Annotated in this window: 16 protein-coding genes and 1 other RNA gene; 2 read left to right on the top strand and 15 right to left on the bottom strand. The window is 51.3% G+C overall.

Annotation, left to right across the window (positions count from 1 at the left end; all coding sequences use genetic code 11):
• Together smpB and ssrA are read left to right on the top strand one after the other, a co-directional pair.
• A complete protein-coding gene (gene smpB, locus AC1BI1_RS05420; RefSeq protein WP_476716263.1) occupies positions 1-468 on the top strand; it encodes an SsrA-binding protein SmpB in 468 nt (155 codons plus the stop codon).
• Positions 469-484: 16 nt separating this feature from the next.
• Positions 485-841: a transfer-messenger RNA gene (ssrA, locus tag AC1BI1_RS05415) on the top strand.
• Positions 842-986: 145 nt separating this feature from the next.
• On the opposite strand, the gene AC1BI1_RS05410 is transcribed toward ssrA, so the two are convergent.
• The 15 genes from AC1BI1_RS05410 to AC1BI1_RS05340 form a co-directional block, all read right to left on the bottom strand.
• A complete protein-coding gene (locus AC1BI1_RS05410) occupies positions 987-1,877 on the bottom strand; it encodes a CBS domain-containing protein (RefSeq protein ID WP_476716262.1) in 891 nt (296 codons plus the stop codon).
• A complete protein-coding gene (locus tag AC1BI1_RS05405; protein WP_476716261.1) occupies positions 1,877-2,236 on the bottom strand; it encodes a hypothetical protein in 360 nt (119 codons plus the stop codon). The genes AC1BI1_RS05410 and AC1BI1_RS05405 overlap by 1 nt, the downstream gene beginning before the upstream one ends.
• Before the next feature lie 184 nt (positions 2,237-2,420).
• Positions 2,421-4,532: a ribonuclease R gene (rnr, locus tag AC1BI1_RS05400; RefSeq protein ID WP_476716260.1), complete on the bottom strand. Its 2,112-nt coding sequence runs from the start codon at positions 4,530-4,532 to the stop codon at positions 2,421-2,423.
• A 112-nt stretch (positions 4,533-4,644) separates the two neighbouring features.
• The gene (locus tag AC1BI1_RS05395; RefSeq protein ID WP_476716259.1) at positions 4,645-5,307 is read right to left on the bottom strand and encodes a coenzyme F420-0:L-glutamate ligase; all 663 of its coding nucleotides are present in this window, start codon (positions 5,305-5,307) and stop codon (positions 4,645-4,647) included.
• Positions 5,291-6,199 carry an N-acetylmuramoyl-L-alanine amidase gene (locus tag AC1BI1_RS05390; protein ID WP_476716320.1) on the bottom strand — a complete coding sequence of 303 codons (909 nt, stop codon included), beginning with the start codon at positions 6,197-6,199 and terminating at the stop codon, positions 5,291-5,293. The genes AC1BI1_RS05395 and AC1BI1_RS05390 overlap by 17 nt, the downstream gene beginning before the upstream one ends.
• 200 nt (positions 6,200-6,399) lie before the next feature.
• Positions 6,400-6,951: an HDIG domain-containing metalloprotein gene (locus AC1BI1_RS05385; protein ID WP_476716258.1), complete on the bottom strand. Its 552-nt coding sequence runs from the start codon at positions 6,949-6,951 to the stop codon at positions 6,400-6,402.
• A 21-nt stretch (positions 6,952-6,972) separates the two neighbouring features.
• Positions 6,973-8,991: a sodium-translocating pyrophosphatase gene (locus AC1BI1_RS05380; RefSeq protein ID WP_476716319.1), complete on the bottom strand. Its 2,019-nt coding sequence runs from the start codon at positions 8,989-8,991 to the stop codon at positions 6,973-6,975.
• A 34-nt stretch (positions 8,992-9,025) separates the two neighbouring features.
• Positions 9,026-9,250 (bottom strand): preprotein translocase subunit SecG, encoded by a 225-nt coding sequence (gene secG, locus AC1BI1_RS05375; RefSeq protein ID WP_476716257.1) that lies wholly within the window; start codon positions 9,248-9,250, stop codon positions 9,026-9,028.
• Between the two features lie 159 nt (positions 9,251-9,409).
• The gene (gene eno / locus AC1BI1_RS05370; protein ID WP_476716256.1) at positions 9,410-10,702 is read right to left on the bottom strand and encodes a phosphopyruvate hydratase; all 1,293 of its coding nucleotides are present in this window, start codon (positions 10,700-10,702) and stop codon (positions 9,410-9,412) included.
• A 14-nt stretch (positions 10,703-10,716) separates the two neighbouring features.
• Positions 10,717-12,249 carry a 2,3-bisphosphoglycerate-independent phosphoglycerate mutase gene (gene gpmI, locus AC1BI1_RS05365; RefSeq protein WP_476716255.1) on the bottom strand — a complete coding sequence of 511 codons (1,533 nt, stop codon included), beginning with the start codon at positions 12,247-12,249 and terminating at the stop codon, positions 10,717-10,719.
• Positions 12,242-13,063 (bottom strand): triose-phosphate isomerase, encoded by an 822-nt coding sequence (gene tpiA / locus AC1BI1_RS05360; protein ID WP_476716254.1) that lies wholly within the window; start codon positions 13,061-13,063, stop codon positions 12,242-12,244. The genes gpmI and tpiA overlap by 8 nt, the downstream gene beginning before the upstream one ends.
• Before the next feature lie 50 nt (positions 13,064-13,113).
• The gene (locus tag AC1BI1_RS05355; protein WP_476716253.1) at positions 13,114-14,298 is read right to left on the bottom strand and encodes a phosphoglycerate kinase; all 1,185 of its coding nucleotides are present in this window, start codon (positions 14,296-14,298) and stop codon (positions 13,114-13,116) included.
• A 90-nt stretch (positions 14,299-14,388) separates the two neighbouring features.
• Positions 14,389-15,396 (bottom strand): ArsJ-associated glyceraldehyde-3-phosphate dehydrogenase, encoded by a 1,008-nt coding sequence (locus AC1BI1_RS05350; RefSeq protein WP_476716252.1) that lies wholly within the window; start codon positions 15,394-15,396, stop codon positions 14,389-14,391.
• Positions 15,397-15,560: 164 nt separating this feature from the next.
• Positions 15,561-16,946 (bottom strand): RNA polymerase factor sigma-54, encoded by a 1,386-nt coding sequence (gene rpoN / locus AC1BI1_RS05345; protein ID WP_476716251.1) that lies wholly within the window; start codon positions 16,944-16,946, stop codon positions 15,561-15,563.
• A 52-nt stretch (positions 16,947-16,998) separates the two neighbouring features.
• Positions 16,999-17,637 (bottom strand): DUF1405 domain-containing protein, encoded by a 639-nt coding sequence (locus tag AC1BI1_RS05340; RefSeq protein ID WP_476716250.1) that lies wholly within the window; start codon positions 17,635-17,637, stop codon positions 16,999-17,001.
• Positions 17,638-17,719: the final 82 nt, after the last annotated feature.

Genomic DNA, 17,719 nt, shown 5'->3' with positions numbered 1-17,719 from the left:
ATGGGCCGGCAAATCAAAATTGTCACTGAAAACCGCAAGGCCCGGCATGATTACTTTATTGAAGAAACTTTAGAGGCAGGTATAGCCCTCACCGGAACAGAGGTGAAATCCCTTAGGGGGGGAAAGGCTAACATAAAAGATAGCTTCGCACGGGTTGAAAACGGTGAAGTATTTCTTTACGATATGCATATTAGCCCTTATGAACAGGGCAACCGTTTTAACCACGAACCCCGCCGGCCGCGAAAACTTCTCCTCCATAAAGAGGAAATTCGCCGGCTCATTGGTAAAACCAGAGAAAAAGGGCTGACCCTCATACCTCTAAGAGTTTACTTCAATACCCAGGGCCGAGCTAAAGTAGAATTGGCCCTAGCGAGAGGCAAAAAGCTCTACGATAAGCGCGAAGCTATACGTGAACGCGATGCTAAACGGGAAATAGAGAAAGCCTTTCGCGAGCGGCAAAAGTATTGAGTTGGATGTTATTCAGGGGGGCGTACTGGTTTCGACGGGGGAAGCATTGGCAGAAGTGGCCAGGCGAGATCCCACCTGCTCGTTAAACGGTGGAACTTCTATAAGTGCCGACAAAGAACTAGCTCTGGCTGCCTAAAGGATTAGCAGCCACATCCACCCGGACCCCGCCCGCAGGGTCTGGAGTGGGTGTCGACCTTGGCGGGCTATCCTCTGGGCTTCGGCCTGTGGGCCCGGAGGGAAAAGCTAGCAGGCTGGCTGCAGGTGCACCCAGTTTCCGGGGGGCCCTGCGGTAAGATTAAAACGGAAACTATCCTGGTAGAAGCTTCTGTGGGTGCTCCTTCGGACGGGGGTTCGATTCCCCCCGCCTCCACCAATGAAAATTGGCAGGTCTCAGGATAGGAAGACCTGCTTATATTTTTAGATAAGCCTTGATCATATTGCGGACTTAATCTAAATTCGGGGTAAGCCTTGAAACCGTTACCCAATGTATCACCTTCAGTAATGGGAGGAAACGCCACTCAAAATATAGGTTCATCAGAACCTGATGGTATCAGTTTTAGTTCAACGCTATCTGCAACTAATACTGGCGTTTTTAGCTTTTTTGCTTTAGTCGACGCCAAGCTGGCCATATTGACTAAATGCTTGACAATATACCCAGGATTCTCGGTCAGGTTGCGGATACCCGAACGTCGCCCACCCGCTATTCCTGCCGAAATGGTCACTTTTATTTCGTGTGGCCATTTTTCATTTTCAATATGTGTTACTATTTGCCAGGCTAACTCTTCTGCTCTCTCAAGGGGCCTGGTAGTTACAATGGCGAACTCATCACCAGCATAACGGCACAAGGTATCTTGTTTCTCATCCATTAAGCACTTTAATATTTCCGCCGTTCGGTAAAGAATGGTATCGCCGTAAACGTGGCCATATTCTTTGTTAATAAGTGCAAAGTTATCTATATCCAGGAAGATTATAGCTATTTCATAACCTTCTTCTAAGAGTTGGGCAGCTTTATCGTAAAAAATTTCAGCCTTATACAGGCTTGTGAGGGAATCGATATATTTGCCTAATTCGGCTGCGACCCGCGTCTTGGTAACAATACCCAAAATGCCTTTCTCATCTACGACTACCAGGCGCTCGATTTTATACTTTTGTAACAACTTTTGTGCCTCGCAAAGGGAAGCTGAAGGCGGTACAGTTATAACGTCTCTGGTCATGGCATCGGACACTAACCTATTGGGGTGAGAACGCTTAATATCCCTGGAGGTTATTATACCTACGAGTTTGCCCTCGTCTACTACCGGGAGGCAACCTATAGCGTGACGCTCCATAATTGTTGCTGCCCAGCGTACACTGGCTGAAGAACAGATGGTATAAAGTTTCTCGCTCAAGAGATGTCTCACGGTCAACACTATAAAGTCACCAACCTGGTCACCTCAATGGATACCTTTACCTGGGCCTTTATTACCATCCTATCATCGGCTATACGTTTCCCTTCTTCGACGATGATAGGCAGGAGCTTTTCCTTAGGGAGAAGCTTCAGGAGGGATTTCTTTACTACTACAGCCTCAAAAACCTCGTGGTCAACCTGAACAACCTCGTATTGTTCCGGTGAGACGGCGTCCACCATTCGCCTTATAGCTTCAGGAGCTACCGGTGCGGCCTTGCCCACCAGTAATACATCTTGCATAGGAGGAATTTCAAATTCCGAAAGCTTTATGGCTACTTCAGCCTTGCGCTCAGTATCAACAGGGCTAGTTGCTCGCTCCATCAAAAAATCCTCCTTTCACTTAATTCTTTAACAACAGTTTGGCATAAAAACTTCCCTGCTTTCAAGCTCCGCCGGGCCTGGGACCAGAATTTATTTTAACTTAATAGTTGTGGAGGTAAAAAAGTATATGGCCGCCTGACATGGGAGAAACTGTCCGTTTTCACCAGGGGGATCCAGACGTAGATCATGCCGAAACTAGCTCTAGGTCTACCTGACGGGCTTCTACATTCACCCGGACAACCTGTACTTTTACTGGCTGGCCTATCTTAAAAGATCTGCGGCGGTGTTCACCCACTAGAGCCATCTGGTCCTCAAGGTAATGATAATAATCATCTGTAAGGCTAGAAACGTGTACCAGCCCTTCTACGGTATTTTCCAGTTCCACGAAAAAGCCGTAAGGCACTACACCGCTAATAATGCCCGAATAAACTTCGCCCACCCGCTCCTTCATGAACTCCACCATCTTCATTAGAAGGGATTCCCTTTCTGCCTCCTCAGCTATCCTTTCCTGTTCCGAAGCGTGAGCTGCCGCCTGGGCCACAAACTCTTTTAGCTTCTCTACCCGCCGGGGATGGAGCTTACCTTTGGCTAAAACTTCCCGCAAAATACGGTGGACCACTAAATCGGGATACCGCCGTATGGGAGAAGTAAAATGGCAGTAATATTGGGAAGCCAATCCAAAGTGGCCCAGGGCCCCTGGCGCGTAACGAGCCCGCATAAGGGAGCGCAAGATCACGGTATTGATAACCCGCTCTTCCGGCCGTCCCCGTACTGCATTTACAATACGCTGTAGCACTTTGGGATGTACCCGGCCTTCGCTGTCCCTGCGCACATGGTACCCGAAATGACCCAAGAAATTATTCAATTCTTCCAGTTTGTCCGGCGCCGGTTCCTCATGTACACGATAGATAAGGGGGATATCCAAGAAGTATAGGTGCTGGGCAATTACTTCGTTGGCCAGTACCATAAATTCTTCAATAATCCTCTCTGCTATACTGCGCTCCACCCGGACAATCTCTACCGGCCGGCCATCCTCGTCCAACAAGACTTTAGCCTCCGGGAAATCAAAATCAATGGCCCCCCGTTTCATCCTTTTCTCATGCAAAATAAGGCAAAGTTCTTCCATAAGGCGAAAATCTTCTGCCAGGTCGGCATAACGCGCCATTAAATCCGGATCGCGATCTACCAGGATGCGCCGGACGGCATCATAGGTCATACGTTCCCGCACCCTTATCACTGAAGGAAAGATTTCGTAGTTTACTACCTTACCCTGGGGGGAAACTTCCATCACCACCGACATGGCTAAGCGGTCGGCTCCGGCATTTAAGCTACAAATGCCGTTGGAGAGGCGAGGTGGTAACATGGGAATAACCCGGTCCACCAGATAAACGCTGGTCCCCCGGCGAAAGGCTTCTTTATCCAAGGCCCCGCCTTCCTTGACATAATAACTTACATCAGCAATGTGTACCCCCAGGAGGTAGTGCCCGTTGGGCAAGCGCTCCAGAGAAACCGCATCGTCCAGATCTTTAGCGTCGGCTCCATCAATGGTTACCAGCCGCCAATCCCGCAGGTCCCGTCTGCCTTCCAGGTCTTTAGGCTCTATTTCTTCCTTAATCTTTTTAGTTTCCCGTTTTACCGCTGGGGGAAACTCCGGATCCAAATTATATTTTTTAATTATAGATAGGACATCCACCCCCGGCGCCTCGGCTGGACCTAAAACTTCAATTATCCTTCCCTCGGGATTACGCCGCGCTTCCGGCCAGCGGGTGATCTCCACTACCACCTTGTCCTTATGGCTAGCTCCCCCGCTCTCCTCCGGCGGGATAAAAATATCCTGCTGCAAGTGGGGATCGTCAGGGATCACGAAACCAGAGCGGCGGTTCCGCTCATAGGTGCCCACTATCCGGTAATTGGCCCGCTTTAAGACCCGGATTATCTCCCCTTCCCTGCGCCGGCTACCCTGGTTAGGCAACAGGCGGGCCAGTACCAGGTCCTGGTGCATGGCTCCGTTTAAATTGGTCGGGCTAATGTATATGTCTTCCTGCTCTCTATTTAAAGGTAACAGGAACCCAAAACCCTTAGGCGACATCTGCAGCTTGCCAGCCACCAAACCCATCTTTTCGGGCAGGCCATACTTGTTCTTTCGGGTACGTACTACCCGGCCTTCTAACTCCAGTTTCTGCAGGAGTTCCTTCAAGGCCTCTAGACTGCCGCCCAGGATTTCCTGGACCTCCTCCAGCGTCATGGGATGATAAGATTTTTGCTGCATTAAGTCGAGCACATTGTTTGTATCCAAGGAAACCACAGCTAAATTGGCCCTGCGTTAGGCCTTTCCCCCTTTCCTCACCTTTCCTCTAATTGCCCTTTATTTTTCCCCACCAGAGACCTTTTTCTACGTAATTTATTCCTCACCTTGCACGTTTAAGCACCACTATAGGCGTCTGCTCATCTTCGTTGCCAAAAGGATTATCCCTCAAAGCCTCCTTGACCGCTGGCAGATATTCTTTCTTAGTAATACCTATGATATCTACACAACCCAGGTCATTGACATCGGCAATTACAGCCTCGGCTCCCGTAGCTTTTTTTATAGCTTCCACTACCTTGGCCGGGTCCTTGGGACCCAGAATAATATGGCGTTCGTAAGGATACATAGTGCCGGCGACATCATCGATTAAGGCCAGTTGCCTTCCCGCCACTATGTAAAAAAAGCCCTTCTTACGCAGGAGTCTGCCCACGGCAGCAGCTGCGCATCCGGCTAAGATTCGTACATGGCCCACTTCGTTGATGGCCAGTTGCATGGCTGCCGGTGTAGCCAGACTACCTCCTTTGCCCGGAAAGCGGCAAAGGAAACGTGCCAGCCAGCCCGGCCTTACTGTTTCAGGCAAAACAGCTCGCCCCTGAGTGATGGCTACTACACTCTCAGCAAGCGCAATAACATCTCCCCTGGCCGCAATACCGGAAGTATAATAGCGAGCCACTTCAACTATATCATCTTTTTCCGAGATAATGTGGGTGCGAATAGGAATTTTACCGGAAAAGGCAATACTGGAACCTTCAGCTTTTCTGTTCATAGCCTAATTTTGCCCCTTTAGTGATAAAGTGATAAAAGCTACTTATAACAGCAAGCGCCAATTTGCGGTGAAAATAAGGGTTACGCAAAATACCTTCGTCTACCCAGTTGGTAATAGTGACAGTTTCCAATAGTAAACCGTACCTGTCACCCAGGGGAGCCAAATCCGGGCAAGGTTCCACGCCGCGCCCCGGAATCTTGGTTTTATTAATTATCTCTTCCAGGGCTAGATAGGCCAGAGTTGCACCCTCTTTAGCCTGGGGATTATAGAGGACGGCAGCTCCCCTGACTTTCCGATCTGGTACCCCATGTGTATGTATACTAATGAATAGTGCGGTGTCGGCCTCCGCCTTCTTAAGCCGTTCCTGCCAGGAAGGATTTTCCTCCATTCCCCGCGTCAGAATTACCTCTGCTCCTAGACGCTGCAAAGCCCTGAGGAATTCCTGGGCCGTGGTCCATACTACATCCTTTTCCCAGAGGTTGACCGGCCCCCGGTGGCCTCCGTCCGCACCCCCATGGCCAGGATCAAGGACGATACCCTTGCCCTGGTAAAATTTCTTTAGGGGTTCACGGCTAAAGTGCAATATCACCCTAGCCGGCAGGCCATCCCGAGTACTGGTAAAAACCTCAGTCTCTGTTTCCAGGTGAATATTAAAACTAACTTCTCCTGCCGGTTCCTCCTCGATGGTCACTTCCCCGATAATTCCGTCTTTTACCTTTAAAACTCCCGGGTACATGTTAACCTTTGCACTGGCTCGAAGTTGGTAAAGATGAGGCTTAAGCTGGAACAGCCTAAAAGGAAAAAGGCTAGTGGCTTCAATAACTACTAAGCTTTCGTCCGGAGGAGTTTCTTTTTCCTGTATCTTGCTAAAGATATTTGTAAGACGAGGCATTTCAACCACTTATTTCCACCTTCTTTATATAAACTACCTAAAATTATAGTATTAATATAACCCTCCTTCAATTACCACCTTCTTTTTCGCCCCAGGTATTACCAGCCTAGCATTAGTCTCCTGGAGTATAATTTGGCCCCTGTAAATTTAAGGCCCCAGAGCTTCTCTCTGGAGCCTTAATTTTACAGGGGGCAAAATTTTCAAAGACCTAATTCCTGAGCTATCCCCTTCATGGCCTCCAGGCCAATCCGGAGAAATTCCTCTAGAGACAAACCCAAGTCCTGACAAGCCGCAATCTGTTCGCGCTTAGCCCCCCGGGCAAAGGATTTCTCGTGGTAGCGGTTAAGCAAAAAGGGCACATCTACCGGGGCCAGTTTTTTCTCCGGGCGGATCAGGGCCGCCGCCACTATGAGCCCCGTTAAAGGATCAGTGGCATACAGGGCTTGGCTCAAACGGTCCTTCCTGGGCAGGCCATGGATTTCATTATGGGCTTTGACAGCATAGACGATCTCCGGGTCCACCCCTGCCCGCTCCAGCATTTCTCCGCCTACCAAGCTATGGCGTTCCGGATTGTTTTTGGTCTCCTCATAGTCTATATCATGCAGCAGGCCGGCCAGCCCCCATTTCTCCTCATCTTCACCTAAATGTCCGGCCAGGGCTTGCATAACGGCTTCTACAGCCAGACAATGCTTAAGCAGATTGGGAGTGGCTATATGTTTTTCCAAAAGCTTAACGGCTTCCTCTCGCTGCAACTCCATCATCACTCCACTACTTTACATCATAAACAACGGCGCAAACACCAGAGAAACAATGGTCATAAGCTTAATGAGGATGTTCATGGACGGGCCGGAGGTGTCCTTAAAGGGATCGCCTACCGTGTCTCCGTTCACCGCTGCTGCGTGGGCCGGCGAGCCCTTGCCTCCGAACTGGCCACCTTCAATATACTTCTTGGCGTTGTCCCAGGCGCCACCAGCATTGGCCATCATTACCGCCAGCAGGAAGCCAGTTACCGTGGCTCCGGCAAGTAGCCCCCCAAGGGCTTCCTTGCCCAACCCGGGAAGGAGCCCTACCCCTAGAGGAACAACTACGGCCAAAAGCCCCGGCACCAGCATTTCTCTTAAGGCCGCCCCAGTGCTGATGGCCACACAACGAGCATAATCAGGCCGGGCTTTGCCTTCCATCAAGCCAGGAATATTTTTAAACTGGCGCCGCACCTCTTCTATCATATCGAAGGCGGCCCGGCCTACGGCCTTCATGGTCAGGGCGGCAAACAGGAAGGGCAGCATACCCCCGATGAAAAGACCGGCTACCACTTTAGGATTGGTCAAATCAATGGACATAATTTTAGCTGCTGCTGTATAAGCCGAGAAAAGCGCTAAGGCTGTAAGGGCAGCAGAACCGATGGCAAAACCTTTACCGATGGCGGCCGTGGTGTTACCCACGGCATCCAGAGTATCGGTAATCTTACGCACCTGGGGCTCCAGCTCGGCCATCTCCGCAATACCCCCGGCATTGTCGGCAATAGGGCCGTAAGCGTCCACAGCCACCGTAGTACCTGTAGTGGACAGCATACCTACAGCCGCCAGGGCAATACCATAGAGGCCGGCAAATTTATAAGCGACCAGGATGGCGATAACAATAACAATGATGGGCAAAGTAGTGCTGAGCATGCCGGTGCTCAGGCCCGCAATAATATTGGTGGCGGTACCCGTCTGGGAGGATTTGGCGATTTCTCTCACGGGTTCATAATCGGCGGAAGTATAGTATTCAGTAATCCGCCCGATGAGCACTCCCGCCACCAGGCCGGCCACTGTAGCCAGGAACACTCCCATCCCGCTATAAGTTGCATTTCCCACCTGGAAACGGGAGGGCAAAAGGCCCGTAGTTACAAAATAGGTACCTATAATGGCCAAAATGCTGGCCACCATGGTTCCAGTGTTCAGGGCTTTTTGCGGGTTGCCGCCTTCTTCAGTGCGGACAAAGAAGGCACCAACAATAGAAGCCACGATTCCTACGGCCGCTACCATCAAGGGTACAATAGTGCCGTTGGTAATCCCCAAAGCAGCGCCCAGGGCGATGCCAGAAACAATGGAGCCTACATAGGATTCAAAAAGGTCGGCTCCCATGCCAGCCACATCGCCTACATTATCCCCCACATTATCGGCGATCACGGCCGGGTTGCGGGGATCATCCTCGGGTATACCTGCCTCTACCTTACCTACCAGATCGGCCCCTACGTCGGCTGCTTTGGTATAAATACCGCCACCCACCCGGGCGAATAGGGCAATAGAACTGGCGCCCAGGGCAAAACCGTTAATTATATTCGGGTTATCGAAGATAAGATTAACTATTCCCAACCCCAGTAAGCCTAAGCCTACTACGCACATGCCCATAACTGAGCCGCCGGAAAAGGCAATATTTAAAGCGGCATTCAGGTTTCTCCGGGCAGCATTGGCTGTCCGAACATTGGCTCTAGTGGCTACATTCATGCCGATATAACCGGCCCCAATGGAGCACAGGGTACCGAGAATATAGGCAATGGCCGTGACCGGCTGCATGCTCTCCGCGCCCTTAGTCATCACACCGGTAATTACGATCAAAGCTGCCATGCCTAATACAAAAAATATCAGGGTACGGTACTCCCGCATAAGAAAGGCCATGGCTCCTTCGTGGATAGCGGCAGCAATTTCCTGCATACGCGGCGTGCCGGGATCAGCCTGGTTAACCCGGTTGGTTAAATAAAAAGCAAAGACCAGGGCCAAAATCCCCGTTACCGGTGCTATTAAGCGCAAATCCAAAGGTGTCAACCCCCTTTATGCTGTAAAGCTATACTAGGGAAAGCAACAAAGTCAGCAGCAAGAAAGCTGCAGCCAGACCGGCTGAAATTTTAGCTAAAAATTCATCCAGGCCCTTTTTTTTGCCGAAAATGCTTTCGGCCCCGCCGGCAATGGCACCGGAGACACCTGCGCTGCGCCCCGACTGCAACAATACCGAAGCTATTAATGCTAAAGCCATCAGAATTTGAAGAGCCAACAGGATATTACGTAACACCTTATCACCTCCTGGAGAAGGAAATATAGTATAGCACATTTCCCTTAGGAATGCCTTTATTGTAGCACATACGGCCAAAATAGACAAGGATTAAAGGAGGCAGGCCTCAAAAACCCACCTCCTTAAAAAAGATATCTTCTAATAATAAAAGTGTCGCCGTTATTTCCCTTTCTTCAAGTTATAGAAAGCTCCCAGCCCGGCGAAGGTAGCAGCCAAATCCAGATCTTCCTCAATGCGCAAAAGCTGGTTGTATTTGGCCACCCTGTCGGTCCGCGAAGGAGCGCCGGTCTTTATCTGGCCGGCATTGGTGGCCACCACGATATCCGCAATGGTAGTATCTTCCGTCTCGCCAGAACGGTGGGAAACGACGGCAGTATAGCCTGCTCGCTGGGCCATTTCAATGGCCTCCAGTGTCTCGGTTAAAGTGCCTATCTGGTTAACCTTGATCAGGATGGAATTGGCCACTCCCATCTCAATACCCCGGCGCAGCCTTTGGGTGTTGGTGACAAAAAGGTCATCGCCCACCAGCTGAACCTTGTTCCCTAACCTTTCTGTCAAAAGCCGCCAGCCTTCCCAGTCGTCTTCGGCCAGGCTATCTTCCAGGGAAATAATGGGATATTTTTCTACCAGAGAAGTATAAAACTCTACCATTTCTTCGCTAGTGCGAGTCACCCCTTCTCCCGCAAAGACATACTTGCCCTCGCGGTACAGCTCCGTGGCCGCCGTATCCAGGGCCAGGAAAACATCTTTGCCCGGCTCATAGCCGGCCCGGGCGATGGCCTCCAGGATAACCTCGATGGCCTCTACATTAGAACTCAAATTGGGGGCAAAGCCGCCTTCGTCTCCTACAGCAGTATTAAGCCCCTTGCCCCTAAGCACCGCTTTGAGGTGATGAAAGATTTCCGCTCCCATGCGCAGGGCTTCGGCAAAGGTTTCGGCCCCGGCCGGCATAATCATAAATTCTTGGATGTCCACGTTATTGTCGGCGTGCTTTCCACCGTTTAATATGTTCATCATGGGCACCGGCAAGGTATGGGCATTGACCCCGCCCAGGTAACGATACAAAGGTAGCCCCAGGGCGGCCGCCGCCGCTTTGGCCACCGCTAGAGATACGCCCAGAATGGCATTGGCTCCCAGTTTACCCTTATTGGGAGTACCGTCCAGTTCAATAAGCTGCTGATCGATAGCCCGCTGGTCCAGGGCATCCATCCCCACAATTTCGGGAGCAATTACCGAGTTTACATTGTTTACGGCCTCTTGCACACCCTTGCCCAGATAACGATGTTGGTCATTGTCCCTCAGCTCTACTGCTTCATAGGCACCAGTGGAGGCGCCGGAAGGGACAGCGGCCCTGCCCATGGCCCCGCTTTCTAATACTACCTCCACTTCCACTGTAGGATTGCCGCGAGAATCTAAAATCTCCCGGGCGTAAATATCATTAATAATAGTCATAGTTACACCTCCACCTATTTTACCTCTAAAATTAAATTCTTGCCAGTCATAGCTTCCGGCTGCTCAAGGCCCAGCAAGGACAGCACTGTGGGCGCCACATCCTCCAGGGAACCTTCCCTCAACTTCACCTGGCGGTACCTCTCGTCGATCAGCAGGAAGGGCACCAGGTTGCTAGTATGGGCGGTATGGGGTTCCCCGTTGGGTTCAATCATCTCTTCAGCATTGCCGTGATCGGCAGTAATTATAAGGGGTGCCCGGCGATCCAGCATGGCTTCCGTAATACGGCCGAGGCACTCATCCACCGCTTCCAGAGCTCTAATGGTAGCCTGAAGATCACCGGTGTGCCCTACCATATCGGGGTTAGCAAAATTAAGGACAATAAAATCGTATTGGTCCAGCCTCTTTAGTACCTCAAAAGTGACTTCATAGGCGCTCATCTCGGGCTTTTGATCATAGGTAGCCACTTTAGGTGAAGGTATGAGCAGGCGGTCCTCGTTGGGAAAGGGCTCCTCCACCCCGCCGTTAAAAAAGAAGGTGACATGGGCATACTTTTCCGTCTCAGCAATGCGTAGCTGTTTCAACCCCGCCCGGCTGATAATCTCTCCCAAGGTATCTCTCAAATCTTGAGGAGGGAAAGCTACCGGTGCGGGAATAGTAACGTCGTACTGGGTAAGGCAAACAAAACTAATATTAAGCCTTCCGCCCGGCCGTTCAAAATACTCAAAGTCCCTATCCACAAAAGCCCGGGTCAACTGGCGAGCCCGGTCAGCCCGGAAATTAAAGAAAATGACTGCATCCCCATCTTTGATAGTAGCCAGGGGACGACCGTCGCGGACGATCACCGAAGGCTCCACAAATTCATCGGTAATATTCCGTTCATAGGAAGCCTCTAAAGCCTCCATGGCGCTGGCAGATTTATAACCCTCTCCGGCCACCAGAGCGCGGTAAGCCCTGGCGGTGCGCTCCCAGCGGCGGTCCCGGTCCATGGCGTAGTAGCGGCCCATAATGGTGGCGATGGCTCCCTTGCCTCGCCGGCGGCATTCCTCTTCCACCGCCTCTATGTACTGGCCCGCAGAGGCCGGTGGCACATCCCTGCCATCCAGGAAAGCGTGGATGTACACCTTGTCCATGCCTTCGCGTCCGGCCAGCTCCAGAAGAGCGTAGAGGTGCTCCAGGTGGCTATGCACTCCTCCATCGGAAAGGAGCCCTAAAAGATGCAGAGCTCCCCCTCGCTCTTTAGCCCACCGCAGAGCATCGAGTAAAACCGGATTTTTAAAGAAGGAACCATCGCGGATAGCCCGGCTGATGCGGGTGAGCTCCTGGTAAACAATACGGCCGGCGCCAATGTTCAGGTGGCCTACTTCCGAGTTGCCCATCTGGCCTGGTGGCAGCCCCACCGCTTCCCCTGAAGCCTGTAGCAGAGTGTGAGGAAATTCTTGCCACAGCCGGCTGAAATGGGGTAGCCGGGCCAGAGCCACGGCATTCCCCTCCCGGTGTTCGCTAAACCCCCATCCATCCAAGATCATTAACATCAAAGGTTTATTCATCTCGTTCCCCCGCTGCAGTATTTACAATGGCGGCAAAAGATATAGCGTCCAAGCTGGCTCCTCCCACCAGGGCTCCGTCTATATCGGGCTGGGCCATGAATTCGGCAATGTTCTCGGGTTTTACACTACCTCCGTACTGGATGCGGCAGCTCTCGGCTACTTCTTGGCCGTACATTTCGGCCAGCAATCCCCTAATAAAGGCTATGACTTCCTGGGCATCCCTGCCCGTAGCGTTTTTACCCGTGCCGATGGCCCAGACAGGCTCGTAAGCCACCACCAGGCGGGCTACCTGCTCAGGGGTTAAGTTTCCTAAGCCTTCTTCCACCTGGCGCCGGCAGACCTCCAGGGTTTTCCCCGCCTCCCGCTCGGCCAGGGTTTCTCCTACGCATACAATGGGTATAAGATCGGACCTGAAGGCAGCCTGGACTTTTTTCTGGACAGCGGCATCGGTCTCCCCGAAATACTGGCGCCGTTCGGAATGGCCTATAATGCAGTAACGACACCCCAGTTCCTTTAACATAGGGCCGGAAACTTCCCCGGTATAAGGTCCCTCATCTTCCCAGAAAAGATCCTGGGCACCCACACTGATATTGGAACCCGCAGCAGCAGCTACGGCCGCTGCCAGGGCAGTAAAAGGTGGACAAACCACTACCTCCCCTTGGGCTGCTCCCACCAAAGGCTTCAATTCCTCTATAAGACGCCGCGCTTCACTGGCTGTCTTATACATCTTCCAGTTGCCGGCAATAATGGGTTTACGCTTGCGCAAAGTGACTCCCCCTTCCTTCTGGGCGGGCACATATTTCCATAACTCCACGGAAAGAAAGGTTCCCCTGGCGCCTCCCCCTGTTTCGCAGGGGAGGCAAGCTAGGCCTTATCGCTTAAAGCCACTACTCCGGGCAGTTGCCGTCCTTCCAGGAACTCCAGGGAAGCGCCTCCGCCGGTGGAAATGTGGGTAATCTTATCGGCCAAGCCCATTTTCTCCACCGCTGCCACCGAATCGCCACCGCCTACGATAGTGGTCCCCTTAACCTCCGCTACAGCCCGGGCTACGGCTTCCGTACCGGCAGCAAAGGGTTCCATTTCAAAGACGCCCATGGGACCATTCCAGACCACAGTCCGGGCCTCCTGTAAGGCCTTAGCAAATACTCGCCTGGTTTCCGGGCCGATATCCACAGCCATCCATTCCTCAGGCACGGCATTGACCGCTACCACCTGATGAGGTGCCTCAGGCGCCAGCTCGCGGGCCACTACTAAATCCTCGGGGAGAAGCAAATTGATTTTTCTTTTCTCCGCTTCCGCCATAAGTTCCGCCGCCAGGGCCACTTTATCCTCTTCTACCAGGGATTTCCCCATGTTATAACCCCGGGCCTTAAGGAAAGTATTGGCCATACCGCCGCCGATGATAAGGGTGTCCACTTTGGACAGCAAATTGCGAATAACGCCGATCTTGTCCGAAACCTTAGCCCCGCCAATAATGGCCACAAAGGGGCGTTCGGGATTAGCCAGGGCTTGGCCCATGATCTCAATTTCCTTCTGCATGAGGAAGCCAGCTGCCGACGGCAGGTAATGAGCCACCCCTTCGGTAGAAGCATGGGCGCGGTGGGCCGTACCGAAAGCATCGTTGACATAAATATCGGCCAGGGACGCCAGCTTCTTGGCAAACTCCGGATCATTTTTCTCTTCTTCAGGGTAAAAACGGATATTCTCCAGGAGCAAAACTTCCCCAGGGTTTAGCTCGGCTACAGCCTTTTCCACTTCTGGGCCAATACAGTCGTTTACTTTTTTTACGGACTGGCCCAGGAGTTCCTCCAGGCGCCGGGCCACAGGGTCCAGCCGCAGGGCTTCGTTTACCTTGCCCTTGGGGCGGCCCAGGTGAGATACCAGGATGACTTTGGCCTTCTGATCTATCAGGTATTTTATGGTAGGCAAGGCAGCACGGATACGGGTATCGTCGGTCACCTGGCCGTTTTCCAAGGGAACATTAAAGTCCACGCGAACCAATACCCGCTTCTGGGCACAATCCAAATCTTTGAGGGTGAGCTTATTCACCGCCAAACACCTCCTGTATGTGGTCAATCAAAGCGGCCGCCTTATAGGCGACCGCTCCTCTACCTCGTAGAAGCTATCAGTAGATTACATCTACAGTCCCTTGGAAGCCATGTAGGCCGCCAGATCAATTACCCGGTTGGAATAGGCCCACTCGTTATCGTACCAGGCTATCACCTTGACCATGGTGCCATCCATGACCATGGTAGACAAGGCGTCCACAATGGACGAGCGAGGATCACCGTTGAAATCCCGGGAGACCAGAGGTTCATCGCAATAGCCAAGGATACCTTTGAGCTCTCCTTCAGCCGCCGCCTTAAAGGCAGCATTCACTTCTTCTACGGTGGTAGCCTTTTCTACATCGGCTACCAAATCAACTACAGAAACGTTGGGTGTAGGCACCCTCATGGCAAAGCCGTTAAGCTTGCCTTTTAATTCAGGCAATACCAATCCAATGGCTTTGGCCGCGCCCGTAGTGGTGGGAATGATGGACATACCTGCTGCCCGGGCCCGGCGCAAGTCTTTGTGTACCAGGTCGAGGATCCTCTGGTCGTTGGTATAGGAGTGGGCAGTGGTCATGAGGCCGCGCAAGACCTTAAAATGCTGGTGCAGGACTTTAACTACAGGGGCCAGACAGTTGGTAGTACAGGAAGCATTGGAAACGATGTGGTGCTGGGCCGGATCATACTTATCTTCATTGACGCCCATAACAATGGTGATATCTTCATTCTTGGCCGGGGCAGTAATAATAACTTTTTTGGCACCGGCCTGGCGGTGAGCAGCTGCTTTAGTGGCATCCGTAAATACTCCTGTGGATTCTACTACAATGTCTACTCCTAAATCCTTCCAGGGGAGCTTGGCCGGATCTTTCTCGGCGAAAACCTTAATTTCCCGGCCTGCCACCACCATAACGTCCCCCCGGGCTTCCACTTCCACATTTAAGCGGCCGTGAACAGAGTCGTACTTCAACAGGTGAGCATTCGTTTGGGCATCGGCCAGATCATTCACCGCAATTACTTCTACTTCCGGGTTTTGCAGAGAAGCGCGCATTACTAGACGACCGATACGGCCGAAACCGTTAATAGCAACTTTGACTGGCATATCTATGTATCCTCCTTCCCCAAGTAGTATATCTCTTGCGGGTTTAAATTATAATTGTGGTTTTGGTTACAATCCCCTTCTTGTATTCAACATACACCATAAAAATCCTCTTTCCCAAAATGAAATTTAGGTGACCTTCTTAGGTCACCGTCTTCCAGGCCATTTTAGTTATAACGCTTCCTCTTGCTAGCCGCCGGAATGCCCAACTCATCCCGGTACTTGGCGACAGTCCGGCGGGAAATCTGAATACCTTGCTGCTGCAAAAAGTTAGTCAATTGTTGGTCCGTTAAAGGCGAGGAAGGATCTTCATGGGTTACAGCTTCAGCAATTAATTTTTTTATACTTTCCGCTGCAGCCACGCCATCCCTTTTGGCCACTCCACTGGTGAAGAAGAATTTTAACTCAAAAAGGCCTTGGGGAGTCTGAACATATTTGTTAGCCGTAGCCCGGCTTACCGTGGACTCATGTAAACCCAGCCTTTCGGCCACCTGCCGCATGGTCAGGGGCTTAAGGTATTTTATCCCTTTTTCCAAAAATTCCCTCTGTTCTTCGACGATACAGCTTACTACCCGGTAAAGAGTTAAGCGCCGCTGTTCCACGCTGCGTATGATCCAGGCCGCAGCATTAAGCTTATCCTCAATAAATTTGCGTGTCTGGGAATCACAGGCTTCCTGGCGCAAAAGCGCCTGGTAGTGGGGATTGATCCCCAAGCGAGGGGCAGCTATATCATTAATTAAAACAACATAATCGTTCCCCACCCGCTCCACAATTACATCCGGGATAATATACCGCACGTCCCGATGGCTGCCAAAGGTGCGGCCCGGCTTGGGGTCCAGCTTGCGGATAAAATCGACGGCTGCCTGTACTTCGGACAAACTTAGTCCTAGTTGCCGGGCAATTTTAGCTAGCCTGCCCTCAGCTACATCCGCCAAAAAATGCCGTATGATTTTTTCTGTACCTGCTGGTATATCACGATACTGGCGTAACTGGAGCAACAAACACTCTACGAGATCTCGCGCTCCGACTCCCGGTGGATCAAACCTCTGAATAATTTCCAGTACTCGCCACACCTGGCCCGGATGCACTTTTAGGCAACTGGCTGCTTCTTTAAGGGAAATTTTTAAATAGCCGTTCTGGTCAATGTTGCCTATAAGGAAGGAGCCAATGGCCAGGTCCAGGCTATCCTTTAAGGCCAGCTTTAACTGCAATAACAGGTAATCGTGTAAGCTCTGCCCGTCGGCAGCCGGGTAATTTTCTTGTAAATGCTGTTCTTTCTTCTCATAAGGAACTCGCACATAACCCAGATCACTGCCGTCGGCGAAGTATTCTGTCCAGTCAAAATCAAAATCGTCTACCTCTTCACCGCCTTCAAGCATCAGGTTTTCTGGGTCTTCCCGCAGCTCCAAAATGGGGTTTTCTTCTAATTCCTGCTGAATATAATCAGCCAGCTCCAGGGTGGAAAGCTGCAAAATGACAATGGCCTGGCGCAATTCAGGAGTCATAATCAATTTCTGGGTCTGTTCCAAGTGAAGCCCCATGCCGGTGCGCATGCTTTTCCACCCCTTTCTTTATCCCTTCTGGCTCTAACTTCTTAATACAATATTAATATTCTTTCTCTCCGATTATTTTCCTGCCTAAAAAGTAAAGAATTAAACCCCCGCTTAAAAGGATAGCAGTTACGGCAGCCAATGCTACCTGGTCTTCACGAAAAAGGTAAGGGTGCCACCCCAAAACATAATCTACATAGTCGTTTAGCAAAAGCCAACCTCCGGTTAAAAGAGCCTGCCTGAAGGTTAGGGGCCAATGGCGCAGAAAAAGATAGCCTTCGGCGGCCATACCGAGGTGACTTAAAAAAAGCATGGTTTCTACCGGAGTCACTTTGGCCCCTTGTAACCAATAATCTAAGATTACCACGCAAGCCCACAGGCCATATTTAATTACCGATGCAGCGGCTACCAGGCGTAATAAATTATTTTCTTTGCCCCTCAGGGCTAGAGCTAGAGCCGTAGCAAAAAGGGTGGTGGAGAGGGGGCTATCCGGAGTAAAAACCCACCAAAACCAAGGAGTGGCAGCTAGCTGTTCGTGATACCAGTAATAACCATAAAGGGAACCCAAAAAGTTAATGACTAAAAGGGTTTTTAAGAACCACGGCCTGTAGGGGTTGTCCCAGAGCAGGTCTTTCGTCCAAAGAAGGACGCCTTTAGCGGTGGTGATCCTTGTCCGTCTGGTCCGCTTAGTCATCGCCGGTCCCCACTTATAAGAGTGCATATCCCTATACCTGGAAAAAGAAAGTCACAAACTGGGGCGTTGAGCCCGAGAATGA

It is taken from the genome of Thermanaeromonas sp. DSM 22490, assembly GCF_056378755.1.
The sequence above is the reverse complement of the archived record's forward strand: the minus strand, read 5'-3'. Positions and strand labels throughout refer to the sequence as shown.